The organism is Pseudoxanthomonas indica (assembly GCF_900167565.1).
GTDB classification, from domain to species: domain Bacteria; phylum Pseudomonadota; class Gammaproteobacteria; order Xanthomonadales; family Xanthomonadaceae; genus Pseudoxanthomonas_A; species Pseudoxanthomonas_A indica.
This window is the reverse complement of sequence record NZ_FUZV01000001.1, coordinates 1970513-1993889: the sequence shown is the minus strand read 5'-3', so window position 1 is coordinate 1993889 and position 23377 is coordinate 1970513. Positions and strand designations below refer to the sequence as shown.

General features: G+C 64.6%; 21 protein-coding genes and 2 pseudogenes. 8 read left to right on the top strand and 15 right to left on the bottom strand.

From position 1 onward, the window contains the following. The first annotated feature begins 7 nt into the window (after positions 1-7). Entirely contained in the window at positions 8-2113 is a 2106-nt protein-coding gene (locus B5X78_RS09245) for a TonB-dependent receptor domain-containing protein (RefSeq protein ID WP_079724108.1), read from the top strand. Here the strand turns inward: B5X78_RS09245 and B5X78_RS09240 are convergent. Genes B5X78_RS09240 through B5X78_RS09230 form a run of 3 tightly spaced genes read right to left on the bottom strand, consistent with a single transcriptional unit; the run spans position 2110 to position 4211 of the window. Then, the gene (locus B5X78_RS09240; protein WP_079724107.1) at positions 2110-2805 is read right to left on the bottom strand and encodes a helix-turn-helix transcriptional regulator; all 696 of its coding nucleotides are present in this window, start codon (positions 2803-2805) and stop codon (positions 2110-2112) included. The genes B5X78_RS09245 and B5X78_RS09240 overlap by 4 nt on opposite strands. 48 nt (positions 2806-2853) lie before the next feature. After that, positions 2854-3612, bottom strand: a complete 759-nt coding sequence (locus B5X78_RS09235; protein ID WP_217698657.1) for an NIPSNAP family protein — start codon at positions 3610-3612, stop codon at positions 2854-2856. Then, positions 3609-4211: a hypothetical protein gene (locus B5X78_RS09230; protein WP_217698656.1), complete on the bottom strand. Its 603-nt coding sequence runs from the start codon at positions 4209-4211 to the stop codon at positions 3609-3611. Before B5X78_RS09230 ends, B5X78_RS09235 begins: the two co-directional genes overlap by 4 nt. Between B5X78_RS09230 and B5X78_RS09225 the strand changes: the two are divergent. The 4 genes and pseudogenes from B5X78_RS09225 (at position 4210) to B5X78_RS09210 (ending at position 8339) form a co-directional block, all read left to right on the top strand. Next, positions 4210-5467, top strand: a pseudogene (locus B5X78_RS09225) (sensor histidine kinase). The gene B5X78_RS09230 and the pseudogene B5X78_RS09225 overlap by 2 nt on opposite strands. After that, positions 5454-6107: a response regulator transcription factor gene (locus B5X78_RS09220; protein WP_079724105.1), complete on the top strand. Its 654-nt coding sequence runs from the start codon at positions 5454-5456 to the stop codon at positions 6105-6107. Before B5X78_RS09225 ends, B5X78_RS09220 begins: the two are co-directional and overlap by 14 nt. Positions 6108-6196: 89 nt before the next feature. Further along, positions 6197-7237: a class 1 fructose-bisphosphatase gene (locus B5X78_RS09215; RefSeq protein ID WP_079724104.1), complete on the top strand. Its 1041-nt coding sequence runs from the start codon at positions 6197-6199 to the stop codon at positions 7235-7237. 262 nt (positions 7238-7499) lie between these two features. After that, positions 7500-8339 carry a transporter gene (locus B5X78_RS09210; protein ID WP_139381478.1) on the top strand — a complete coding sequence of 280 codons (840 nt, stop codon included), beginning with the start codon at positions 7500-7502 and terminating at the stop codon, positions 8337-8339. Between the two features lie 38 nt (positions 8340-8377). On the opposite strand, the pseudogene B5X78_RS09205 reads toward B5X78_RS09210, so the two are convergent. After that, positions 8378-9453 (bottom strand): annotated as a pseudogene (locus tag B5X78_RS09205) (PA0069 family radical SAM protein). 59 nt (positions 9454-9512) lie between these two features. Here B5X78_RS09205 and cls point away from each other — a divergent pair. The 3 genes from cls (at position 9513) to B5X78_RS09190 (ending at position 12093) form a co-directional block, all read left to right on the top strand. Beyond that, on the top strand, positions 9513-10967 hold the full coding sequence (cls, locus tag B5X78_RS09200) for a cardiolipin synthase (RefSeq protein ID WP_079724102.1): 1455 nt from the start codon (positions 9513-9515) through the stop codon (positions 10965-10967). A gap of 66 nt (positions 10968-11033) precedes the next feature. Next, positions 11034-11300 carry a hypothetical protein gene (locus B5X78_RS09195; protein ID WP_079724101.1) on the top strand — a complete coding sequence of 89 codons (267 nt, stop codon included), beginning with the start codon at positions 11034-11036 and terminating at the stop codon, positions 11298-11300. Between the two features lie 25 nt (positions 11301-11325). Further along, a complete protein-coding gene (locus tag B5X78_RS09190) occupies positions 11326-12093 on the top strand; it encodes a pyridoxine 5'-phosphate synthase (protein ID WP_079724488.1) in 768 nt (255 codons plus the stop codon). A 9-nt stretch (positions 12094-12102) separates the two neighbouring features. On the opposite strand, the gene B5X78_RS09185 is transcribed toward B5X78_RS09190, so the two are convergent. From B5X78_RS09185 to dnaN, 11 genes are all read right to left on the bottom strand, one after another. Continuing rightward, the gene (locus B5X78_RS09185; protein WP_079724100.1) at positions 12103-12492 is read right to left on the bottom strand and encodes an ExbD/TolR family protein; all 390 of its coding nucleotides are present in this window, start codon (positions 12490-12492) and stop codon (positions 12103-12105) included. A gap of 147 nt (positions 12493-12639) precedes the next feature. Then, entirely contained in the window at positions 12640-13050 is a 411-nt protein-coding gene (locus tag B5X78_RS09180) for an ExbD/TolR family protein (protein ID WP_079724099.1), read from the bottom strand. Positions 13051-13053: 3 nt separating this feature from the next. Further along, positions 13054-13479: an ExbD/TolR family protein gene (locus B5X78_RS09175; protein ID WP_079724098.1), complete on the bottom strand. Its 426-nt coding sequence runs from the start codon at positions 13477-13479 to the stop codon at positions 13054-13056. 50 nt (positions 13480-13529) lie between these two features. Continuing rightward, positions 13530-14291: a TonB-system energizer ExbB gene (gene exbB / locus B5X78_RS09170; protein WP_079724097.1), complete on the bottom strand. Its 762-nt coding sequence runs from the start codon at positions 14289-14291 to the stop codon at positions 13530-13532. Between the two features lie 73 nt (positions 14292-14364). Then, positions 14365-15039 (bottom strand): energy transducer TonB, encoded by a 675-nt coding sequence (locus B5X78_RS09165; RefSeq protein WP_079724096.1) that lies wholly within the window; start codon positions 15037-15039, stop codon positions 14365-14367. A 160-nt stretch (positions 15040-15199) separates the two neighbouring features. Further along, positions 15200-16276 carry a tetratricopeptide repeat protein gene (locus tag B5X78_RS09160; RefSeq protein ID WP_139381477.1) on the bottom strand — a complete coding sequence of 359 codons (1077 nt, stop codon included), beginning with the start codon at positions 16274-16276 and terminating at the stop codon, positions 15200-15202. 305 nt (positions 16277-16581) lie between these two features. Further along, positions 16582-17388, bottom strand: coding sequence for a M48 family metallopeptidase (locus B5X78_RS09155; protein ID WP_079724095.1), 807 nt, complete (start codon positions 17386-17388; stop codon positions 16582-16584). A gap of 72 nt (positions 17389-17460) precedes the next feature. Then, positions 17461-18279, bottom strand: a complete 819-nt coding sequence (locus B5X78_RS09150) for a CPBP family intramembrane glutamic endopeptidase (protein WP_079724094.1) — start codon at positions 18277-18279, stop codon at positions 17461-17463. 2 nt (positions 18280-18281) lie between these two features. After that, positions 18282-20723: a DNA topoisomerase (ATP-hydrolyzing) subunit B gene (gene gyrB / locus B5X78_RS09145; RefSeq protein WP_079724093.1), complete on the bottom strand. Its 2442-nt coding sequence runs from the start codon at positions 20721-20723 to the stop codon at positions 18282-18284. A 104-nt stretch (positions 20724-20827) separates the two neighbouring features. After that, on the bottom strand, positions 20828-21931 hold the full coding sequence (gene recF / locus B5X78_RS09140) for a DNA replication/repair protein RecF (protein ID WP_079724092.1): 1104 nt from the start codon (positions 21929-21931) through the stop codon (positions 20828-20830). A 174-nt stretch (positions 21932-22105) separates the two neighbouring features. After that, complete coding sequence (gene dnaN / locus B5X78_RS09135; RefSeq protein WP_079724091.1) at positions 22106-23206, bottom strand: DNA polymerase III subunit beta; 1101 nt, start codon at positions 23204-23206, stop codon at positions 22106-22108. Between the last annotated feature and the right edge of the window lie 171 nt (positions 23207-23377).

The window sequence follows — 23377 nt, the reverse complement described above, 5'->3', positions numbered from 1 at the left end:
TCCGTGCATGACCCGCTCGCCCCGCGCCTTGTTGGCGCTCGCCATCGCCGCCGCCGTTCCGGCCCAGGCGCAACAAACTCCCTCCACCTTGCCGCGTGTCACCGTTGAAGCCGCGCGTTTGCAAGGGGTATCGGCATTCGATACGCCGGCATCGCTGGATCGCGTGGATCTGCGCGCCGCCAACGCCTCGCCCGGAGTGAACCTGTCCGAACGACTGGCCGGCATGCCCGGCCTGTTGGCGCGTGATCGCCAGAACTATGCGCAGGACACCCAGCTCTCCATCCGCGGCTTCGGCGCCCGCGCCACGTTTGGCGTGCGCGGCGTGCGGCTGTACGCCGATGGCGTGCCGGCGACCATGCCGGACGGGCAGGGCCAGCTCTCGCATTTCAACCTGATGGGGGGCGACCGCGTGGAAGTGCTGCGCGGCCCGTTCTCGGCGCTGTACGGCAATTCGTCCGGCGGCGTGCTGCAGTTCTTCAGCGCCGATGGCGCCAGCCCGGATGAAGTGGACGTGCGCGCCGGCGCCGGCAGCCACGGCAGCCGCAGTCTGGGCGCGCGCTGGCTGGGTCGCCAGGGCAGGGTGGATTACAACCTCGCCGCCAGCGTGTTCGATACGGACGGCTATCGCGAACACAGCGCGGCGCGGCGCGAATCGTTCAACGGCAAGCTCGGGGTGAGCCTGGGCGAGCAGGGTCGCCTGCAGCTGGTGGGCAATCATGTGAACTTGCCGGATGCGCAGGACCCGCTCGGCTTGAGCCGTGCGCAGTGGCAGGCCGATCCGCGCCAGGCCACCGGGGTGGCCCTGCAGTTCAACACGCGCAAGTCGGTACGCCAGGATCAACTCGGGCTGGTGCTGGATCTTCCCGTTGCGCAGCGCCAGAAGGTGCACGCCGTGGCCTACGGCGGCCAGCGTGAGGTGCGCCAGTACCTGGCGCTGCCGGTCGCGGCGCAGGCCAATCCGTTGAACAGTGGCGGCGTGATCGATCTGGCCAACGACTATGGCGGGCTGGATGCGCGCTGGTCCTGGCAGGGGCAGTGGGCCGGGCGCGACGTGGAGGCCACTGCAGGCGCCAGCGCGGATCGGCAGATCCAGCAGCGCCGCGGCTACGAGAATTTCGTCGGCGATCAGTTGGGCGTGCAGGGCGCGCTGCGACGCGACGAGCGCAACCGGGTGGAGAATCGCGACTTGTATGCGCAGCTGTGGTGGCAGCTGGCGCCCGCCTGGTCCGTGCTGGTGGGCGCGCGCCGTAGCGCAATCGATTTTGCTTCGGTGGATCACTACGTCCGCGGCGCCAATCCCGATGACAGTGGCAGCGTGCGCTACGCCGAGACCACGCCCGTGGCCGGCGTGATGTTTGCGCCGACCGCAGACTGGCGCGTGTACGCGTCGCTCGGTCGCGGCTTCGAAACACCGACCTTCAACGAAGTGGGCTATCGCGCCGACGGCGGCGCCGGTCTCGCGCTCGATCTGCAGCCGGCGATCAGCCGGCATGCGGAGCTGGGCAGCAAGTGGCGCGGCGATCAGTGGGAATGGGATCTGGCGCTGTTCCGTGCCGATACCGATGACGAGCTGTCGGTGGCCAGCAACCTGGGCGGGCGCAGTACGTATCGCAATGTCGGACAGGCACGCCGGCAAGGCATTGAGACGGCCGTGAACCTGTCGTTCGGCCAGGACTGGCAATGGCAGCTGGCTTACACGTGGCTGCAGGCCGAGTTCCGCGATGGCTTCCTGACCTGTGCACGCAGCGGCTGCGCCACGCCCGACACGCCGGTGGCCGCGGGCGCGCGCATACCTGGCACCGCGCGACATCAGTTCTTCAGCCGACTGGCCTGGCAGCCCGCGGTCTGGTCAGCGGCGGCGGAAGTCATTGCGATCGGCGATGTGTCGGTCAACGATATCGGCAGCGAGTCGGCGCCAGGCTACGCGCTGGTCAATCTCGAAGCTGGCCGGCGCTGGCAGTGGGGCGCATCTTCACTACGAGCCTTTGCCCGCGTGGACAATGCGCTGGATCGCGATTACGTGGGCTCGGTGATCGTCAACGAAGGCAATGCGCGTTACTACGAGCCCGGCCCCGACCGCAGCGTCTGGCTGGGCCTGGAGTGGCGACGCTAGCCTTGCCCGGGCGGCGGCGCGACCCGTTCGAAGTAGGCCTGCAGGCCGCGCGCGGGATCTTCGTCGAAGGTCTCACCCGGCTCTTCCAGTTGTTCGATGCGGTCCGGACGGAAACTGCGGAAGTCGGCGCGATGGCGACACCAGGCACCCAGTGTCCAGCTGCCGCCCCAGAAGGCCAGGCACAACGGTTCGATATCGCGGCGTGAGGGCTCGCCGGATTGATCCCGGTAGAGCAGCCGCAGCACCCGACGCGCCTCGATGGCTTCATGCAGGCGATCCAGCAGGCCGCTGGACTCGAAGCGGTCCTTGAGTTCCGGCGCGTAGATGCGCGTCCGCTCGGCGCGCGCCTGCAGTTCGGGCGGTAGCACGGCCTGGATCTTCAGCAGGGCCGAGCGCGCGCCTGCCGCCAGGCGCTGGCCACCAAACGCACGCACGAAGCGCGTGCCCACCACCAGCGATTCGAGTTCGTCGGCGTTGAACATCAGCGGCGGGATATCCGCACCCTTGCGCAGCAGGTAGCCGACGCCCGCCTCGCCCTCGATCGGCACGCCGGACAATTGCAGGTCGGCGACGTCGCGATAGACCGTGCGCAGCGAGACGGCAAGCGTCTCGGCCAGGGTCCGGGCGGGCAGGGCAGTGCGGCGTCCACGCAGGGCATGGATGATCAGGAAGAGGCGGTCGGCGCGGCGCATGTCGGCATCATCGCGTGTCGACGGCGCTGCGTGCAAAGACGGTCCATGTCAGCGTCCCAGTCGCGAAAGCGAGGTGGGGGCCAGCCGCAGCAGCTCGTGCCGGCGCGGTTGCGAACCAATGTGCCAACTCGCCTGCAGCTGGCGGTCGCAGCGCTCGTGGTCGGCTTCGCTGGCAAAGCGCAGCACGCAGGCAAACACGTGCTCGCCTTCGCGCACCGGCAGCGCGGGAAAGTCGTTTGGCGCGTACTCGCTGACCAGCGTGGCTACCACCTGAGCGCGCAGATCCTCCAGCCAGGGGCGTTGCACCTGCTCGAAGTGGCTCAGCCAATCCTCGCCGACCGGTGCGTCGAAGTAATGCAGACCAATGACGATGCGGCTTTCATCGGGCTCGCCGGACTGGCGCAGGGGCAGGGCGATGCCCGATGCGATGTCGGCGCCCGGACGCAGCAGCAGCACGTTGTCGGAATCGATCATGGTGGCGTTGGCGGCGTTGCGGTGCTGCTGCCAGGCGGCGCCTTGATAGAACGCGGCGAGCGATTCGCGGCGATGGTCCATGTCGGCAAAACCGCGCAGCCAGACGAAGCGATCCGGATCGTCCAGATCACGGAACTGCCCCAGCAGGGTCATGCCGGTGGCTTCCTGCGTGTCGATGAACTCGGACTCGAACAGGGAGATGAGCTCATCGCGACGACCGGGATGCAGCGTGTACTGACGCAGCTCGATCACGCCCAGCGCGTGCTGGCTTGTCGCGGCGGCACCGGCCCGCATGCGCGGGGCGACGGCCATGTCCTGAAGTTGCGCGTTCATGCCGCCACCCGGCTGAAATGCATGTGCCAGTTGGTTTCCCAGGTATCGCCACGATCCGTCGAGAAGGCCTGCTCCCAATGCGCGCTGTCGGGCTGGATGTCATGCCAGCGGAAACGCACCTGGACCTCGCGGCCGTGCACGCGATCGCGACCAAAGAACCGGCCCACGCCATGCTCGAAGCGACCGACCACGGGCGGCTCCAGCACGCCGTCTTCGCGATTGGCCCAGTACAGGCTCCATTGACGCTGGTGCGGGTCGTACAGGCGCAGCGTCATGCCGCGATAGCCGCCCGCCCAGTCGGTGACGAACTGCTCCTGGTTGCCGCCGCCGTCGAGCACGGGTCCGCAATCGACCCGGGCCTGGAACTCGTCCCAGTCGGTGCAGCCGACCAGGCGTTCGCGCAGGCGCACGTTATGGACCTGCCAGCGGCCATGCAGGAAATCGAAGTCGTGGCGGCCGTCGGCGATGACGTCGCGGGTTCCAGCGGGATAGATCAGTTGCTCGCCGCTGACCAGGCTGCGCTGCAGGCCCGCCACGTAGCCGCCCAGTACGCGCGGCCACCAGCCGGCGCGCGGGGCAGGGATGGATGATTGCGACATGGCACACCTCCTCCGTGATGGGAGGTCATCGTGCGCGGGGCCTGCTGACAGCGTGGTGTCAGCAGGCCAGTGCGACCTGCCGGAAGTCATCATTTGCCGTGCAGGCATTGCTGCGCGGGCTTCGGGACGGGCAGCATGGACGCATGATCGAACGCCTCCGACATCTGCTGCAGCCCTTGAACCTGGCCGGCCTGCTGACGTGGACAGCCGTCCTGCTGTCCTTGCGCGCAGAAGCCGGTGGCTTTACCCCGGAGCGGCTGGGGTTGATGGTGATCTTTCTGGCTGGCTTCCTGGTGCTGGACCTGCCGGGCCTGCGCAGGCGCGTGCAGAATCTGTGCGTCTGGGTGGAACTGCTGGCGGCGCTGGGCGTGATTGCCGCGGCCCCGCGCACCGGCACCGCCGCGGTATTGCTCGTGATCCTCGCAGCCCAGGTCGCGATGTTGTGGCAGGCGCGGCAGGCGCTGTTGATGATGGCGCTGGCCAATCTCGGCTTCATCGGCTTGGTGCTGCATGCGCATCATCCGGCGCCGTGGTTGTTCATCACCATCTACCTGGGCTTCCAGGCCTTTGCCGCGCTGACCGGCCACTACGCCCGCAACGCCGAGCGCACCCGCGATCAACTGGCGCTGGTCAACGCCGACCTGCTGGCCACGCGCGCGTTGCTGGCCGACAGCGCGCGCGATGCCGAGCGGTTGCGTGTGGCGCGTGAGCTGCATGATGTGGCCGGACACAAACTCACCGCGATGAAGTTGAACCTGCGCGCGCTGGCGGCCGACCCTGCGCTGGCCACGCACCCGCATGTGGCCACCAGTGAGCGCCTGGCCAGCGAACTGCTCGAGGACATCCGCAATGTGGTGCAGGCATTGCGCGATTCGCGCGGTGTGGATCTGCAGACCGCCTTGCGTGCACTGGCGGCGCCGTTGCCGTCACTGCAGCTGTCCTTGCGGATTGACGATGCCATCACCGTGCGCGACCCGGCGTTGGCCGAGACGCTGCTCAGAGTCGTGCAGGAAGCGCTCACCAATGCCGTGCGCCATGCACATGCCTCGTTGTTGTCGGTGCACCTGGCGCAAGCCGATGATGGACTGGCCTTGCGTATTCACGACGATGGTCAGGCGCCGGCGGTGATGCGCGAGGGCAACGGTCTGGCCGGCATGCGCGAGCGGGTGGAGCAACACGGTGGCCGCTTGTCGATTGAACGCGGCCATCTCGGTGGCCTGGTCCTGGAAGCGAGGTTTCCGCATGAATTCCTTTGATCGTGCCACCCCGGTACGGGTCGCCCTGGCGGACGATCAGGCCCTGGTTCGCGCCGGCCTGCGCGCCCTGCTGGAAGGGCAGGCCGGCATCGTGGTGGTGTTCGAGGCCGAAGGCGGCGGCGAGTTGCTGGAACGCCTGCACGACACGCCGGTGGATGTCGTCCTCAGCGATATCCGCATGCCCGGCATGGACGGCATCCAGGCGCTGCAGGCACTGCGCGCCCGCGGCGATGCCACGCCCGTACTGTTGCTCACCACCTTTGACGACAGCGATCTGTTGCTGCGCGCCAGCGAAGCCGGCGCGCAGGGTTTTCTGCTCAAGGATGCCGCACCCGCCGACCTGAGCCAGGCGATTCGCCAGGTGGCGGCAGGGGCCACGCTGCTGCAGCCGGTCAGCACCGACCCGGTGCGCGCGCGCTTCCAGTTCCAGGATCAAACCCAACCCAGCGAACCCTTCAACGAGCGCGAGGTCGCCATCCTGCGACTTCTCGCCGGCGGCTATTCCAACAAGGAAATCGCGCGCACCATTTTCCTGGCCGAGGGCACGGTGAAGAACTACGTCTCCAACATCCTGGACAAGCTGGGCACCCGCGACCGCACCCGCGCCGTGCTCAAGGCGATCACCCTGCGGATCATCTGAGCCCGGGGGCACCGCCCGCCCCTGGATTGGTATTGCATTGGTAGTGGCAATCCGGACAATGCGCGGGTCGCCGCCTTCCGGACCCTGCCATGCCCCAGCTGCACGCCCAGACTGTTTCCCTCAGCCGCTACCTGATTGAGGAACAGCGCGCCGGCCGCATCGACGCCGAGTTGCGCCAACTGATTGCGGTGGTGGCACGCGCCTGCACCAGTATCGCCATTGCGGTGGGCAAGGGGGCGCTGGGCGGCGTGCTGGGCGATGCCGGCACCGGCAACGTGCAGGGCGAGGCGCAGAAAAAACTGGATGTACTGAGCAACGACATCCTGCTGGAAGCCAACGCCTGGGGCGGACACCTGGCCGCCTGTGCATCGGAGGAAATGGATCACAGCCAGCCGATTCCGGACGCCTATCCGCGCGGCGGCTTCCTGTTGTTGTTTGATCCGCTGGATGGCAGTTCCAACATCGACGTCAACGTCTCGGTGGGCACCATCTTTTCCGTGCTGCGCTGCCCGGAGGGTGTGACTCGACCTGGCGACGAGCATTTCCTGCAGGCGGGTCGCCAGCAGGTGGCAGCCGGCTACTGCATCTATGGGCCGAGCACGATGCTGGTGCTGAGCACCGGCCACGGCACACACGCCTTTACCCTGGATCGCGAGCAGGGTGTCTTCGTGCTGACCCAGCGCGGCATGTGCATTCCCGGGCAGACGCGCGAGTTCGCCATCAACGTGTCCAATCGCAGGCACTGGGAGCCGGCCATGCAGGCCTATGTGGATGACCTGATGGCCGGCAGCGAAGGACCGCGCGGCAAGGACTTCAACATGCGCTGGATCGCCAGCATGGTGGCCGACGTGCATCGCATCCTGACCCGCGGCGGGATCTTCATCTACCCGTGGGACAACAAGGACCCCGGCAAGGCCGGCAAGCTCCGGCTGATGTATGAGGCCAGTCCCATGGGCATGCTGGTGGAGCAGGCCGGCGGCGCCGCCAGTACCGGACGCGAGGCAATCCTGGAACTGCAGCCGCAGCACCTGCATCAGCGCGTACCGGTGTTCCTGGGCTCACGTCAGGAGGTGGAAGAAGCAGTGGCGTACCACCATCGCCACGATCTGAGCATGCCGCGCCGCGCGTAAGCGCCGGGGTTTTTCGGAGCATTCCTATGCAAGGGCCGGCAGACGCTCGGCATGGTCGGTCAGACCACCCTTGCCGGAGTGCCCCATGTCGCATCGATGCTTACCCACTTGCCGTGCAGGCTTCCCGCCGTTGCACCTGTCCATCGCCGCTGCGCTTGTCCTGGCTGCGAGCTGCGTCACCACGGGCGAATGCCGGGCCGAGGATGCCGCAACGGCCCACGAACTTCGCTTCACGGGGCCGTTGGTCAGCTCTTCGCCGCCGTTGCCCACAGGCGTCTGGATCATCGAGCCCTATCTCATCCAGACGCATGTCACCGGGCGCTACGACACCGATGGCCACTATCAGGGAGCACCGACGCTGCGCGACGATTGGCAGGTGGCGTTACCCATCATGTATGGCGTCAGTGATCGCCTGACCCTCAGCCTGGGCCTCAATGCGGTGCAGGCGCGCGAGGAAAGCGGCAACTGGCATTGGGCCACCAGCGACTCCAGTGTGAGCGCGAACTGGTTGCTGGCGCAGGGCAAGGGGCCGCACACGCCGGCGGTGACGCTGGTGCTCAAGCAGAATCTGCCCACGGGCGAACACGACCTGCTGGAGCAGGCGGGCCTGCTCGGCGCCACCGGCAGCGGCGCATACACCACCACGGTCGGCGTGTACGGACAGGCCTACTTCCTGCCAGGCAGAAACCTGCGCGGTCGCCTCAACCTGACCTGGCGCCTGCCCGGCGCCGACGTCAACGTGGATGGCCGCAGCGCCTATGGCACGGAGGTGGGATTTCATGGCAGCGCCACCCTGGACGACGCCATCCAGGCCACCGGCTCGCTCGAGTACAGCATCAACCCGCAGTGGGTGCTGGCGACCGACCTGGTGTACGAAAAGGAACATGGCGCACGCGTACGCGGCACCGGGATCGGCAGCGGAGTTGAGCGGACACCGATCGATCACCGTCTTGCATCGTCATGGCGCCTCTCGCTGGCGCCGGCCGTGGAGTACAACTGGTCGGATCGTGGCGGGGTCATCGTGGGGGCGCTGGTGTCATTGCGAGGTCGCAACAGCGCCGCCATCGTGTCGCCGCAGGTGGCCGTCAACCTGGCCTTCTGAACGGTCGGTCGTGGCGAGGTGAGGGACCGGCGAGTGGGCTAGAACAGCTCGCCTTGTGCCGCAGGGGCCCGGGGCGGGGTGAACTGGCTGCTGTCCAGGCCTTGACGCTTGCGGCGATCAAAGCCCAGTCGCTGGCTGGCAAGGGCGAAACGGCGGGCCAGCAAGTCCGCATAGACGCCGTCGCCACTGAAGCGTTTGCCAAATCGCGCGTCATAGTCCTTGCCGTCGCGCAGCTGCTGGATGGTGCTCATGACGTGATCGGCGCGCTGGGGCAGGTGGGTCTGCAGCCAATCGCGGAACAGCGGCGCAACTTCGTGCGGCAAGCGCAGCAGCACATAGCCGGCGGAGTCTGCGCCCGCATCACGCGCGGCTTCCAGGACGGCTTCCAGCTCGGCATCGTTGACCCAGGGAATGACCGGGGCAAACATCACGCCCACCGGCACACCGGCCTGGCTGAGGCGCCGCATCGCACGCAGGCGGGCATGTGGCGCCGAGGCACGTGGTTCCAACCGCGCCGACAAACCATTGTCCAGCGTGGTGACCGAGAAATAGACCTGCACCAGGTTCGCTTTGGCCAGCGGTTCCAGCAGGTCCAGATCGCGTTCCACCAGGGCGTTCTTGGTGATGAGCGAGAACGGGTGGCGGGTTTCCGCCAGCACTTCGATGATGCGCCGGGTCAGCTGCAGCTTGCGTTCGCTCGGCTGGTACGCATCGGTGTTGATGCCCAGCGCGATGGGTTCGGGCCGGTAACCGCGGCGGGAGAGTTCCCTGCGCAACTGCTCCGGTGCATTGGTCTTGGCGAAGATCCGGGTCTCGAAGTCCAGGCCCGGCGACAGGTCCAGATACGCGTGGGTGGGCCGCGCGAAGCAATACGAGCAACCGTGCTCACAGCCGCGATAGGGATTGAGTGATTGCGAGAACGGGATATCGGGCGAGCTGTTGCGGCTGATGATGCTGCGCGCGCGTTCCTCGTGAGCTGGGTCCGGGGTGAACTGGCGATCTCGTCTTCGCGGTCACGTTCGTGCCAGCCATCATCCGCCGCTTGGGCGGTGGTTGCGGCAAACCGCCCGGGCAGATAGCCCGTTGACCCTCGACCCTTGATGACATCGCCCATGGTGGGCGAGGCTGCTCTCCAACCGTCTCAAATCATGAGACTACGCATAGAATCGGCGCATGCTCGAAACCGCCCGACAGTGGTGGGACGCCCTGGCGTCGCTGCCCAATCTGCAGACCTGGCTGACCGTGGCCTGGCTGCTCTATCTGATTCCACTCTGTGCCTGGATCGTGCTGCAGAAGCGCGAACCCGTAGCGACGTTGAGCTGGGTGTTGTCGCTTTCGTTGCTGCCCTATCTGGGCTACCTGATCTACTTCCTGCTTGGCCCGCAGAAGATCAAGCGCCAACAGCTGCGCCGCCATCTATCCCGCACCGGTCTGGATACTTACGAGACGTTCTGCCCCGCCGACCAGGACTGCACCGAGCTGGCGATGCTGGCGCAGACCACCACCGGTCTGCCGCCTGCTACCGCCACCTCCGTGCAGTTGCTGGTGGATGGCTCGGCAACCTACGACGCCATCGTCGATGCGGTGAAGCAGGCGGAAAACCATATCCACCTCGAGTACTACATCTTCAATCCCGACCGCTGCGGACAGCGTCTGCTCGACGCGCTCGTGGAGAAGGCCAGGCAAGGCGTGACGGTTCGCTTGCTGCTCGATGCGGTGGGCTCGTCCCGGGTCGGCAAGCGGTTCCTGCAACCGCTGCACGACGCCGGTGGCCAGAGCGCGTGGTTCCACCCCACCCGGCTGCGTCCTTTCACCCGTCCCTGGGTCAACCTGCGCACGCACCGCAAGATTGTGGTGGTGGATGGGCGCATCGCCTTTACTGGCGGCATCAACATCACGGACGAAGAGGACGAGACGCTGCGCGCCGACGCCTACCGCGATTTGCATCTGCGCCTGGAAGGGGAAGTGGTGCGGAGCATCCAGCAGGTGTTCGTGGAGGACTGGGTCTACGCCACGGGGCAGACGCGCAAGGACTTCCACGGCACCCGCTTGTGGAGTGCGCTGGAGGCCAACATCCAGGGGGGCATCAATGCGCAGACCCTGGTATCGGGGCCGGATTCGTCGTGGGAGCCCATCCATCGCCTGCAGGTCTCGGCGATTCATGACGCCCGCTCGCGGGTCTGGCTGGCCACGCCGTACTTCGTTCCGGGCGAGGCGGCGCGGATGGCGTTGACGTCGGCTGCATTGGGTGGCCTGGACGTACGTCTTCTGGTGCCCAAGCTGAGTGATTCGCGGCTGGTGACGTTGGCGGCGCGGTCGTATTTCGATGAGCTGCTGGCGGCAGGCGTCAAGGTCTATGAATACGGACCGCGCATGCTGCATACCAAGGCGCTGCTGTGCGACGACAATCTCGCGCTCATCGGCAGCGCCAACTTCGATCACCGCAGTTTCCGGCTCAATTTCGAGATTTCCATGTTGTTCCGCGATGCCGGCGTGGCCGGCACGCTGACGCAGCTGCTGGAGGGTGAGCTGGCCATCTCGCAGCCGGTGGACACCTCGCGCAAACGTTCGCTGTGGCGCCATCGCCTGCCCGAAGCCTTGGCCCGGCTGACCTCGCCGTTGCTGTGAACCAGCGCCGGTTCCGCGGCGCTCCGGACGCGGTACACTCGCGCCGATCCCGGGGAGGTAACGTCCATGCATTGGCTCTATTTGCTGCTGGCCATCGGCGCTCTGCTGTTGTCGATGCGGACGACGTCACTGCTGCTGATGGCGCTTTGCCTGCTCACCTCGTTGGGGCTGATGGTGGCCTGGATCATGGGCTGGTATGCCTCGCGCATGGGCGACCGGCAACGCGACGAATCACAGATGATTGACCCCGCCGAGCTGCGCCGCTTGCGTGAGCTTGCGGAAGCGCGCAAACGCGGCGATCAGTCGACACCTCCGGGGCCGCCGCCGCTGTGAGACCATGGCGCACATGGAAGTCGGCATGACGGCGCTTAGCGTCAACGTCAACAAGATTGCGGTCTTGCGCAACTCGCGTGGTGGCGACGAGCCGGATGTGGTGCGCGCCGCCCGCGCCTGCCTGTACGCGGGCGCGCACGGAATCACCGTCCATCCGCGACCCGACCAGCGTCATGTTCGCGCTGACGATGTGGATGCCTTGGCGGACCTGACCCGCGAGGCCGGCGTTGAACTGAACCTGGAGGGCAATCCCTTCGCGCCGCCGCGCGAGGGCTATCCGGGATTCCTGGAGTTGTGCGAGCGCGCGCGGCCGGCACAGGCGACGTTGGTGCCGGATTCGGATGGTCAGATCACCTCCGACCACGGATTCGATTTCGATCGTGATGCCGACCGACTGCAACCGCTGATTGCCCAGCTCAAGGCGCTGGGGAGCCGGGTCAGTGTCTTCGTCGATTCCGACTGCGCGTCGTTGGAGAAGGCGGCTGCGGCCGGTGCGGATCGGATTGAAATCTATACCGGCCCCTTTGCCGAGGCTGTGGACAAGGGAGATGCTGAGGCGGAGCTGGCCCGCTGTCGCAACGTCGCCCGGCAAGCCCAGTCCCTGGGTATGGGCGTCAATGCCGGCCATGATCTTAGCCAGGCAAATCTGCAGGAGTTCCTCGAAGTGGTACCTGGCGTGCTGGAAGTGTCCATCGGCCACGCGCTGATCAGCGAGGCGCTCTACGCCGGCCTGCATCGCACCGTGCAGAACTACCTCGCGATCATCGAAGCGGTGCGTAGCGGCAACCGCTGAACCCCGGGTTCAATCCAGCCAGCTGACCTGCTCGACGCCTGCCCGTCGAACGACGGACAGTGCGCTGACCACCTCCTGGTAGTCGGCATCGGGTGACGCTCGCAGGGTCAATACGGTGCGCGGGTCGCTGCGCAAGGCATCCTGCAGGCGCTCGTCCAGTTGGGTTCGCGACAGCGGCCTGTCATCGAGCGTGAGGTCGCCTTGGCTGCCTACCTGCAAAGTCAGGATGCTGGCCTTCGATGGATGGTCCGATCGCTGTGGCAGCGCCAGATCCAGGGGGCGGGACAGCAGTGGCGCGGTGACCATGAAGATGATCAACAGGACCAGCATGACGTCGACCAGCGGCGTGACATTCATTTCCGCCAGGGCGGCGGGACGGGCGGATGCGGAGAAAGCCATGGCGTACTCCTTTCGCGTGGGTCGATTCCACGCTACGCCCGGGCGCCCCGGTCTGGCAAGCCCCCCACCCGGGTCCGGCTCAAGATGCCTGGGCCACAAAAAGAAACGCCGCCCGAAGGCGGCGTTCAAAGGTAAGTGTCGTGCGTGTTACTGGACGAAGCCGATTTTTTGCATCTGCGCGTTCTTCGCAGCTGCCAGGACTTTCGCCATTACGTCGTACTGCGACTCGGGGTCCGCATCAATGCGGAGCTCCGGCTGGTTGGTTGGATCGCGCTGGATTTCGGTTTCCATGCGCTGCTGCAGATCCTGCACGTTCACCGGCGACGCGTTCCACGTGACCGAACCACCCGCGTCGATGCGCAGGTCGATCGGCGGCGGCGGTTCGCGCAATTGCGGCGGCGGGTTGATGACTCGCTGCGGCAACGCCACGTCGATCGGGTACGTCATGATCGGCGCAGTCACGATGAAGATGATCAACAGCACCAACATCACGTCCACGAGGGGCGTGACGTTGATGTCGGCCATCGGGCCCTTGCTTCCACCACTACTGAATGCCATGGCTTACTGACCCTTCTGCTTGGTGGCGACGTAGCCGATGTCCAACATGCCCTGGCTCTGCGCGATCTTGGTGACTTCGGCGATCGTGCGCATCTTGGTGGTGCGATCACCACGCAGATTGAGCTTGGGCTGCGGCTGCAGCTGTGCGGTGCTGGACAGACGCGATTCCAGGATTTCCTTGGTGATCGCTTCGTCATTCCAGAACAGCGATCCGTCTTCCTTCACCGAAACGGTGATCGGCGGAACGGGTGGCGCAACCTGATCCTTTTCCTGGATGAGGTTGGCTTCCGGCAACTCGATCTTCACCTTATGCGACATCAGCGGCGCGGTGATGATGAAGATGATCAGCAGAACCAACATCACGTCCACGAGGGGCGTGACGTTGATCTCGGCCATCGGGCCACTGCTATTACCACTACTGAAAGCCATTTTCGGGCTCCGTCAATGCTTGTCGATATGCGGGGACTGACGACGCTGGCTTAGCGAACGCGCGAGCCGGTGGCGAAGAAGTCGTGCAGATCGTGGGCGAACGTATCGAACTTGGCGATCGTCGTGCTGTTGGTCTTGCTGAAGAAGTTGTAGGCGAACACCGCCGGGATGGCGACGAACAGACCGATGGCGGTCATGATCAGCGCTTCACCCACCGGGCCGGCGACGGCGTCGATGGAGGCCTGGCCGGTGGCGCCGATGCGGATCAGGGCGCCGTAGATGCCCCACACCGTACCCAGCAGACCCACGAACGGAGCGGTTGCGCCGACGGTGGCCAGCAGGGTCATACCGCTCTGCAGGCGCGAGCTTTCGCGGGTCACGGCCTGACGCAGGGCGCGATCAACGAATTCCGAACGGCTCAGCGACTCGCCAACGCCAGTGCCGGTACCTTCGGCGCGCTGGTGGTGGGCGGCAGCCTGGGCGGCGTCCAGGGCGATCTTGGAGAACGGCTCGTTCTTCGGCTGCTCTTCCATCAGACGGATGGCGTCTTGCGCGTTCGGGGTTTCCCAGAACGTGCTGACGACGCGGTCAGCCTGGCCCTTCAGGCGGGCGCTCTTCAGTGCATTGATGACGGTCCAGTACCAGGACATGGCCGACATGGCGACCAGAATCAGAAGCACAGCCCAGGAGACGGCGTACTCGCCGGGCTTTTGCACCATTTCGGTGATCAGGTGCTCGAAGCCCATATTGGTCAGGGCGCTTGCAGCGTTGTTGCCCCCGGCTGCGGCGGCGATGATGGTTTCCTGCAGCATGACGCTTACCTTTATTTAAGTGTTGATTGATTGGAAGTGTTGCGGGTGACGTAACTTTTACGGAATGGGCGGCTTAGCCGCCCATCTTGAAGTCCACCGGGACGCGGACGCGACCGGCGGCTTTCTGACCGTTGACGACCGACGGATTGAAGCGCCACTTGCGGGCAGCTTCCATCGCGGCGCGATCCAGGTCGCGATTGCGGCTGGACTTCTCGACCGAGACATTGGTGACGTTGCCGCCAGCGTCCACGTCGATGATGAGGATGACAGTTCCTTCGATGCCTGCACGTGCCGCGGCCGGCGGGTAGCGCGGCGGGTTCATGTTCTTCGAGGAAATGTCGACGCTGGCGCCGATGTCCGACACGGCCGCCGGCGGGGCCGGCGGTGACGGCGGCTGGTAGACGTCAGCCGGGCGGGGTTCGGAAACCTCGATCGGCGGCGCTTCCGGCGGCGGCGGCAGCGGGGTGGTCTTGGGCGGCGCCAGGTTCTTGACCGGCGGCGGCGGGGTGTCCTGCTTCGGCGGCGGCGGCGGCGGCGGCGGCGGAGGCGGCGGCGCGTCGATGATGGTCACCGTCACGCGGTCCTTCTGTTCCTTTTCCGCCGGCGGGGCCACAGCCGGGATGAGCAGCAGCAGCAGTGCGGCCGCGTGCAGCGCGATCACGAAAGCAATGCCGATGATCCGGGGCCAGTTGAGGCTGTTGTCCTCTTCTTCTTCCCGATATCGATTAATGACCAGTTGTTCAGCCATGCGCCAATTAACTCAAAGTTGGGGCTGGACGCAGAAACGTCCGCATCGTGTTAGGCCCCCGGACGTCGTTTCGTCAGGGGGAACCCTCAGCTTATAACATTCTCAGTGCCTAAAACCATAATTTCTTGTGGTTTTTGACCTGCGATGTGAAGTTTTCCCGTTAGGGTAGAGCCAGAATCTTCTTGGCCTCTTCGGGCTTCTTCAGGCCCTTGGCCAGGCCAGCCTTGGCGGCTTCCTTGGCTTCGGGAATGCGGTCTTCCTGCCACAGCACCTTGGCAAGGTTCAGGTAGGTCTCGCCGTCCTTGGACAGGGGTGCCGCTTTCCGCCAGGCCTCGATGGCCTGTGGGATCTGCTCGGAGTAGTAGTAGGACTGGGCCAGGGCCAGGTTGACCTGGTAGTCATCCTGCTTGAGGACGCCCTTCTGCAGGCCTTCGTTGATGACCGAGATGACTTCCTTTTCCTTGCCGTCCAGGTTGGCGTACATGGTGTAAAGCTGCTTGTACTCACGCTCGTCGGTCAGCTGACCGCCCGTGCGCAGCTTTTCCATCACGCCTGCAGCCTTTTCGGTCTGGTCCGCTTGCGAGTACACGGAGGCCAGATTGATTTGGGCCTTCTTGTCGGTGGGATTCTTGGCGGCCAGCGACTCGGCCAGCTTGACCGCCGCATCGTTCTGGCCCGCTTCCGCGTAGCTGGCCAGCAGCAGCTGCATCCACTCGTTCTTCGGCTCGGGCGAGGATTCCACCGCCTGCTTGAGCACCGGAATCGCGTCCTGGTAGCGCTCCATGCGATAGAGGATGTTGCCCTTGACCACCAGTTCTTCCGGCTTCTGCGACTTGGTTTCGGTCAGGAAGCGGTCAATCGTGCTCAGGGCTTCGTTGTACTGGTCATCCTGGCTGTACAGCTGGGCCAGGAACAGCATCGTGCCGTAGTGGTTGTTGTTGTCGAGGCCGTTGAAGTCGATGACCTTCTGGGCCAGTTCCTTGGCACCCTTCGTGTCATCGGTGTTGTAAGCGGCCTGAGCAGCGAGCTGGGCTGCCACCGATTTGTCGTAGGGGCCGGCCTTGTCGCTGGCCATCAGTTCATTGGCCAGGGTCAGCACTTCGGCTTCGTTGCCTTCTTTCTCGTTGGCCTTGAACAGCTTGCTCAACTGACTCTGGGCTTTGGACGTGGTCTTCGGCGCTTCGCGAGTTGCTTCCGGGTATTTTTCGGCTTCCGCACCACCTCTTCCATCGCGCATGCTGCGTTTGTTGCGATTGTTATCTGGGTTTTGCGCGCTGCGGGCATTGTTCGTCTTGTTGCGCTCCGAAGTTGCGGCGTCTCGCCCAGATTGCGAAGAAGACTGAGCAATCGAGCTTGCGGGAGCCAAGAGACCCGCGATGACGACGGAGAGCACAACGAATTGGTACTTACGCAGCATGAAGTTCACCTCGGGGGAGCCAGCAACTCGGACCCGGAAAGTCGTCCGGGGGCGGCAAAACTACCAGAAAGTGTGACGGAACTGGTAAGGATTTTGTTGCTGCGAAGCAGCAATGGCGGGCCTTTTCAGCCGCATTTGGGGGTGTTGCCGGCCTTGCGGGCGGCTTCGTAGGTGGGCAGCAGGGCGGGCGCGTCCCGCTCCAGTTCGCGGATGCGATTGGTAGGGTCGGGGTGGGTGGACAGCCACTGGGGTTGGCGGGCGCCGCCGGCCGAGATCATGTTCTGCCACAGGTTGACGGCCTGCCGGGGGTCGAAGCCTGCCTGGGCCATGATGCGCTGGCCGACGATATCGGCCTCGCTTTCTTGGGTGCGGGAATTGGGCAGCAGGATCAGACCTTGCGCTCCCAGGCTGCCGAACTGGCTGACGGCATCCATGCCGGTCTGCCCATACTTGGCGCCGGCCAGGGCACCGAGGATGCCGAGCCCCGTTTGAGTCCCCATTTGCCGCGTAATCCTCTCCTCATGGTGGCGACTGATCACGTGCCCGATTTCGTGACCAAGCACGGCGGCGAGTTGGTCCTGGTTCTTGGCTACGGTGAAGATGCCCGTGTTGACGCCTACCTTGCCGCCCGGCAACGCGAACGCATTGGGTTCGGCATCGACGAAAACCGCGGTTTCCCAAGCGACCTGGCGCTGCTCTGGCGGTAGCTGGCGGACAAGTGCATTGACCACGCAGGTGACATAGGCGTTCTGCTTGGCGTCACGGCTGGCCTGTTCCTTCGCCTTGGTTTCGGCAAAAGCCTGCGCACCCAGTTGATCCAGCTGTTGCTGCGAGACGCCCCCTACGACCTGCGTGCGTCCGGTCGGCGAGGTGGTGGTGGCACAGGCGACAAGCAAGGCCGCGATGGACGCGGACAGCAACCAAGGCTTCATGACGGCACTCCATTCCGGGATGGCGATAGTGTCGGCAAGAAAGTCTTAACTTCCCGTCAATCCGGGTTGAACTCAGGGACCGGAGACCAGCAGCACGGACAGGGCCAGGGCGTTGTTGACCGCGTGAGCCAGGACCGCCGCCCACAAGCTGCCCGTTTTCTTGTACAGCCAGGCAAAGCTCGCCCCCATGGCCGCGTAGACCAGCAGCAGGCAGAGGGTTGCGGCCAGCGGACCCTGCCCCAGGCCAGGGACCTCGTGCGACAGGGCAAAGGCGAACCCGCTCAACCACATCCCCAGGACCGGCCTGCCGGCCTTCCACAGGCGCCCGAACAAAACCCGGCGGAACAACAACTCCTCATACAGGGGCGCCGCCACGACGGTGAAAAGCACGACAAAGGTCGGGCTCTGCGCGAGCGCCGCACGGATCACGGCGAGGTTGGCGGGGCTGGGTGCCATGCCCCATGTGTGCAGCAGCCACGTGACCAGGGTGGTGCCAGCGAACAAGACGACGGCCGTTGCAATCGCGAGCGCCCAGGTCTGAGGTCGGCGCATTTGCTGATACGCGTACCGGCGCTCGGCGGACGTCGCCGGTTGACGCCACACATAGATGAGCAGCGCGGTCGTGGCGGATGCCAGCAAGACCATGCCGATTTGCGCCAACGCGCCTGGCGATGCGATGGCCGCTCCCACTGCGTCGGCATCCGCGCCTTGCAGCGCGGAGCGAGTGCCCGTCAGGACACCCCACATCAGGCCTGCCAAGGTCATCAAGGCAAACCCGATGACCAGCGTCAGTACCACATCGAGCAACCATCGCGGCAACACGCCGCGCAGGGGTTGCACGGCGTGGGTGGGCGTCACGCGCCCGTCGAAGGAGGCGGGCGTGTTGTCCATCCTCAAACGTCGAGGTTGGAAACCTTCAAGGCATTGGCTTCAATGAAGTCGCGGCGCGGCTCCACCACATCACCCATCAAGGTGCTGAAGATTTGATCCGCAGCCACGACGTCTTCGATCCGAACCTGCAGCAGGCGACGCGAGTCCGGATTGACCGTGGTGTCCCAGAGCTGCTCGGGATTCATTTCACCCAGGCCCTTGAAGCGCTGGATGCTACGACCCTTCTTGGCTTCCTCGAGGAGCCAGGCCTGGGCCTCGGCGAAACTCTCGATGGCCTGGGTCTTGTTGCCGCGCACGATGGTCGCGCCTTCGCGAACCAGACCATGCAGGAGCACGGCCGCTTCGCGCAGTGCGCGCAGCTCGCCCACTTCAAACACGGAAAGCGGAAGGACCTGGGTCAACTCTTCGCCCATGTGGCGGCGCTTGGCGAGCAACGCAGCGGGGCGCTGATCGTTGCCCGGCTGCAATTCGAGCGCGTAACGCGGGCTGCCCAGGTTGCCACGATTGAGCTTGGCTTCCAGCGCTGCCAGATCCTGGCGCTCATCCTGGTTGCGCGCCACGAAGTCCGCATCGAGAGGGGCGAAATCGAGCAGGGTTTCGAGCAATTGCGGATCAAACCGGTGCGCATTGCGTGCAATGGCATCGCGTGCATTGGCGTAGACCAGCAACAATTTTTCCAGCGCTTCGCTCGCGATCGGCGGTTCGCCATCAGCCGGAATCAGGGAAGCCCCTTCGACCGCGCTGTTGGCAAGGTAGACATTGAGTGCCGCGTCGTCTTTCAGGTACAGCTCCTGCTTGCCCTGCTTCAACTTGTAAAGCGGCGGCAGGCCGATGTAGACGTGTCCACGCTCGATCAGTTCCGGCATCTGACGGTAGAAGAACGTCAGCAACAAGGTGCGGATATGCGAACCGTCCACGTCGGCGTCGGTCATGATGATGATGCGGTGGTATCGCAGCTTGTCCGGGTTGTATTCGTCCTTGCCGATACCCGTGCCAAGCGCGGTGATCAGCGTGCCGACTTCGGCCGACGAGAGCATGCGATCAAAACGTGCACGCTCGACGTTGAGGATCTTTCCGCGCAGCGGCAGCACCGCCTGGTTCTTGCGATTGCGACCCTGCTTGGCCGAACCGCCTGCGGAATCACCCTCGACGATGAAGAGTTCGGACAACGCCGGATCCTTCTCCTGGCAATCGGCGAGCTTGCCCGGCAATCCTGCGATATCCAGGGCGCCCTTGCGTCGGGTCAGTTCGCGCGCCTTGCGTGCGGCCTCACGTGCGCGCGCCGCGTCGACGACCTTTTCCGCAATGGAACGGGCTTCCTGCGGGTGTTCCTGCAGGAACTCCTCCAAACGTGCACCGAACGTGGCCTCAACTGCCGGCTTCACGTCGGAACTGACCAACTTCTCCTTGGTCTGCGAGGAGAAGCTGGGATCCGGCACCTTCACCGACAGCACTGCAATCATGCCTTCGCGCATGTCGTCGCCGGACAGGTTGACCTTGGCCTGCTTGGCGATGCCGTTCTGTTCGATGTAGTTGGTCAGTGTGCGCGTCAGAGCTGCACGGAATCCAGCCAGGTGGGTGCCGCCATCCTTCTGCGGGATGTTGTTGGTGAAGCAGAACATCGTTTCCTGGTAGGCGTCGGTCCATTGCAGCGCCACATCGACCACGATGCCGTTGGCTTCGCCACTCACCGAGATGACGTTGGGGTGCAAGGGTGTCTTGAGCTGGGCCAGATGCTCGACGAAGCTGCGGATGCCGCCTTCGTACTGGAACAGGTCCTGCCGGCCCTCACCGCGCTCATCGATCAGAGTGATCTTGACGCCGGAGTTGAGGAACGAAAGTTCGCGCAGGCGGCGCGCCAGGATGTCGTAGTGGAACTCGACGTCCGAGAAGATTTCCTGCGCAGGCTTGAATCGCAGGGTGGTACCGCGCCGGTCCGAGGCTTCCAGCTGCTTGAGCGCGTAAAGCGGCTCACCCAGCGAGTATTCCTGCTGGTAATGGAACCCGTCGCGCCAGATATCCAGCCACAGATGCTCGGACAGGGCGTTGACCACCGATACACCGACGCCGTGCAGGCCGCCGGAGACCTTGTAGCTGTTGTCGTCGAACTTGCCGCCCGCGTGCAGCACGGTGAGGATGACTTCTGCGGCCGAACGGTTTTCTTCCTTGTGGATATCCACCGGGATGCCGCGGCCGTTGTCGGAGACCGAGACCGAGCCGTCCTCGTGGATCTTGACCACCACGTCGTCGGCATGTCCGGCGAGCGCTTCGTCAATCGAGTTGTCGACGACCTCAAACACCATGTGGTGCAGGCCGGTGCCATCGTGAACGTCGCCGATGTACATACCGGGACGCTTCCGGACCGCTTCCAGGCCCCGGAGGACGGTGATCTTGCTGGAGTCGTAGTTGCCGTTCGGTGCTGCAGGAATCGTTTCGTCGGTCATTCGCTTCTGGTCGGATGCACAGCCAACGCTCGCCTTCTGCCAGTGCGGCGGAAGGGCATGCCAGCTGTAGGGAATCGTGCGGAAATTATAGCACTGACGGGGCTTTAGCCGCCCGATGCCGGGGATTGGGGCCCGCTTACCCGTCCCTGTTCCACGTGAAACACAATGGGACTCGCCGCGAGGTCTTCCAGAGCGGCCGGGGCTTCGGTACCCGTAATGAAAACCTGGGCGCCACTGGCCACTAAGCGGTCCAGTACCCGCCTCTGGTGTTGCCTGTCAAGCTCGGATGCCAGATCGTCCAGGGCAATGACCGGCCACTCCGCGCGAAGCAGGGCATAGTCCTCGGCTTGCGAGAGAAGACAGGCCAACGCGGTCAGCTTGGCCTGGCCCCGGGAGAGCGCCTCACCGTTGGGGGTTGACGCGTATTCCACCTTCCAGTCCGCTCGATGTGGACCCAGGGAGGTGTAGCCCATTTGGCGATCGCGCTCCCGGGCCAGCAACAGCGCATCTGCCAGCGACAATTCGTGACGTTTCCACCCCGGCAGGAACTCGATGCTGGCCGCGCCCAGGCTGGGCACGAGCTCACGGGCCGTGATGACGAGCCGGTCCTGCAGACGCTCCATGTAGTGCGCGCGTCGTTCGGTCAGGGGTTCACCCGCTTCCGCCAGCTCGTTGTCCCAGGCGTTGAGCTGCGCTCCCGCCACCCCGGACTTCAAAAGGGCGTTGCGTTGCTTGAGCGCCCTTGAATATCGGCGCCACAGGTTCAGGAAATCCTGTTCCACGTGGAACAGGCCCCAGTCCATGAACCGGCGCCTGGGCTCGCCGCCGCCGGTGACCAAGGCGTGGCTACCGGGCTCGAAGCTGACTACTGCCAGTGCGGCACACAAATCGCCGAGGTGCTGCACGTTGTCACCGTCAAGCCGGCCGACCCAGCTCTGGCCGGTGTGCCGCAGGCCGGCACGGCGAGCGCGCCCCGCCGCCTCGTTCCATTCCACAAAAACTTCCACGGCTTCCGCGCCCGTGCGCACCAGCCCGTCCCGCACCCGCCCCCGAAAGCTGCGGCCATACGCCATCAAATGCAGGGCCTCAAGCAAACTTGTCTTGCCCGCACCGTTGTCGCCCACAAGCAGGTTCAAGCCTGCTGCGGGACGAAGCTCCACCTGCTCAAGCTTGCGGAGGTGTGAAACAGACAGACGCACCACCCTCATGCCGGTCGCCCATACTGCAAAGAGTCAAAGCGCGACGCCAGGAGGCAATAACAGGCGGGGGAATGGGTAGGCATCAAGGAATTCTACTTAGGGACTCGCAGCCATGCGGGTTTCGAATCTACAAAAGAAAACGCCCGGCGATGCCGGGCGTTCCATGTTTCACGTGAAACCCAATCAGAGTCGCAAGGGCATGACCACGTGGCGGGACTTTTCGCTGCTGGCTTCGCGCACCAAAGCCGAAGAATTGGCGTCGCGAAGCTGGATCACGATGTGCTCATCACGCAGGGCGCTCAATGCATCCAGCAGGTAGTTCACGTTGAAGCCAATGGCCAGGCCATCCACCTTGGTGTCAGCCTCGATCTCTTCCTGGGCTTCTTCCTGTTCGGGATTGTGCGCGCTGATCTTGACCTGACCTGGCGAGACTTCCACACGGACGCCGCGGTACTTCTCGTTCGACAGGATGGCCGCACGCTGCAACGCCGCCCGCAGCACCTCGCGGTCCAGACGCACCTCCCGGTCGGCGCCGATCGGAATCACCGCGCCGTAATCCGGGAATCGGCCGTCGATCAGCTTTGATGTAAAGCTGACGTCGTCGCGCTTCACGCGGATGTGACTGCGGCCGACTTCCAGTTCCAGCGCGCGGTCGCCGCCTTCCAGCAAGCGCTGCAGTTCGGTCACGCCTTTGCGGGGCACGATCAGCTGGCGCTTGGAGAGCGGCGCGCCCTCCAGCTCGGCTTCGCACAATGCGAGGCGATGTCCATCGGTTGCCACGCAGCGCAGGGTCCGGTCCGCCAAATCGAACAGCAGGCCGTTGAGGTAGTAACGAACGTCCTGCTGCGCCATGGCGAACGCAGTGCGCTCAATTAGTTCCTTCAACGTGGCTTCGGTGACATCGATGCGCTCGGTTGCCTCGACTTCATCCACCGAGGGGAAGTCATTGGCTGGCAACGTCGCCAGGCTGAAGCGGCTGCGTCCAGCCTGCACGGTCACCTTGTCGCCCGTCTGGCTGACGGTGACCTTGCTGCCGTCGGGCAGGGCTCGCACGATCTCGAACAACTTGCGCGCCGGGATGGTGGTTTCGCCATCCTGCGCGTCATCGACTGCGCAGCGCGCAATCATCTCGACTTCCAGATCGGTACCGGTCAGTGACAACTGGCCGTTCTGCACCTGCACCAGGAAGTTTGCCAGGACCGGCAGGGTCTGCCGGCGTTCGACCACATTGACCACTTGGGCCAGCGGCTTGAGAAAGGCTTCGCGCTGAAGGCTGAAACGCATGTCGGTGGTTGCCCCTTGTGCCTTGTGCTTCTAAAAGAAGGAAAGATCTTAAAAACTGGTGGTGATGGTTTCGGCCAAATCGGTGGGAAAGCATCACAAACAGCTGAATTACAAAGATTTTCCGCTAGTTCTAACCCTTGGACAAGCCCGGCGGAAGGTGTACTGAAACCT

What these genes read in the sequence shown, in the direction of transcription:
- B5X78_RS09235 (WP_217698657.1), bottom strand. Translation starts at nt 3,612, where the DNA reads ATGAACGCGCAACTTCAGGACATGGCCGTCGCCCCGCGCATGCGGGCC.
- B5X78_RS09175 (WP_079724098.1), bottom strand. Translation starts at nt 13,479, where the DNA reads ATGGCTTTCAGTAGTGGTAATAGCAGTGGCCCGATGGCCGAGATCAAC.
- B5X78_RS09215 (WP_079724104.1), top strand. Translation starts at nt 6,197, where the DNA reads ATGCCCCAGCTGCACGCCCAGACTGTTTCCCTCAGCCGCTACCTGATT.
- B5X78_RS09180 (WP_079724099.1), bottom strand. Translation starts at nt 13,050, where the DNA reads ATGGCATTCAGTAGTGGTGGAAGCAAGGGCCCGATGGCCGACATCAAC.
- B5X78_RS09220 (WP_079724105.1), top strand. Translation starts at nt 5,454, where the DNA reads ATGAATTCCTTTGATCGTGCCACCCCGGTACGGGTCGCCCTGGCGGAC.
- B5X78_RS09190 (WP_079724488.1), top strand. Translation starts at nt 11,326, where the DNA reads ATGACGGCGCTTAGCGTCAACGTCAACAAGATTGCGGTCTTGCGCAAC.
- B5X78_RS09160 (WP_139381477.1), bottom strand. Translation starts at nt 16,276, where the DNA reads ATGCGCGATGGAAGAGGTGGTGCGGAAGCCGAAAAATACCCGGAAGCA.
- B5X78_RS09230 (WP_217698656.1), bottom strand. Translation starts at nt 4,211, where the DNA reads ATGTCGCAATCATCCATCCCTGCCCCGCGCGCCGGCTGGTGGCCGCGC.
- B5X78_RS09165 (WP_079724096.1), bottom strand. Translation starts at nt 15,039, where the DNA reads ATGGCTGAACAACTGGTCATTAATCGATATCGGGAAGAAGAAGAGGAC.
- recF (WP_079724092.1), bottom strand. Translation starts at nt 21,931, where the DNA reads ATGAGGGTGGTGCGTCTGTCTGTTTCACACCTCCGCAAGCTTGAGCAG.
- exbB (WP_079724097.1), bottom strand. Translation starts at nt 14,291, where the DNA reads ATGCTGCAGGAAACCATCATCGCCGCCGCAGCCGGGGGCAACAACGCT.
- B5X78_RS09240 (WP_079724107.1), bottom strand. Translation starts at nt 2,805, where the DNA reads ATGCGCCGCGCCGACCGCCTCTTCCTGATCATCCATGCCCTGCGTGGA.
- B5X78_RS09195 (WP_079724101.1), top strand. Translation starts at nt 11,034, where the DNA reads ATGCATTGGCTCTATTTGCTGCTGGCCATCGGCGCTCTGCTGTTGTCG.
- gyrB (WP_079724093.1), bottom strand. Translation starts at nt 20,723, where the DNA reads ATGACCGACGAAACGATTCCTGCAGCACCGAACGGCAACTACGACTCC.
- B5X78_RS09150 (WP_079724094.1), bottom strand. Translation starts at nt 18,279, where the DNA reads ATGGACAACACGCCCGCCTCCTTCGACGGGCGCGTGACGCCCACCCAC.
- B5X78_RS09185 (WP_079724100.1), bottom strand. Translation starts at nt 12,492, where the DNA reads ATGGCTTTCTCCGCATCCGCCCGTCCCGCCGCCCTGGCGGAAATGAAT.
- B5X78_RS09155 (WP_079724095.1), bottom strand. Translation starts at nt 17,388, where the DNA reads ATGAAGCCTTGGTTGCTGTCCGCGTCCATCGCGGCCTTGCTTGTCGCC.
- B5X78_RS09245 (WP_079724108.1), top strand. Translation starts at nt 8, where the DNA reads ATGACCCGCTCGCCCCGCGCCTTGTTGGCGCTCGCCATCGCCGCCGCC.
- dnaN (WP_079724091.1), bottom strand. Translation starts at nt 23,206, where the DNA reads ATGCGTTTCAGCCTTCAGCGCGAAGCCTTTCTCAAGCCGCTGGCCCAA.
- cls (WP_079724102.1), top strand. Translation starts at nt 9,513, where the DNA reads ATGCTCGAAACCGCCCGACAGTGGTGGGACGCCCTGGCGTCGCTGCCC.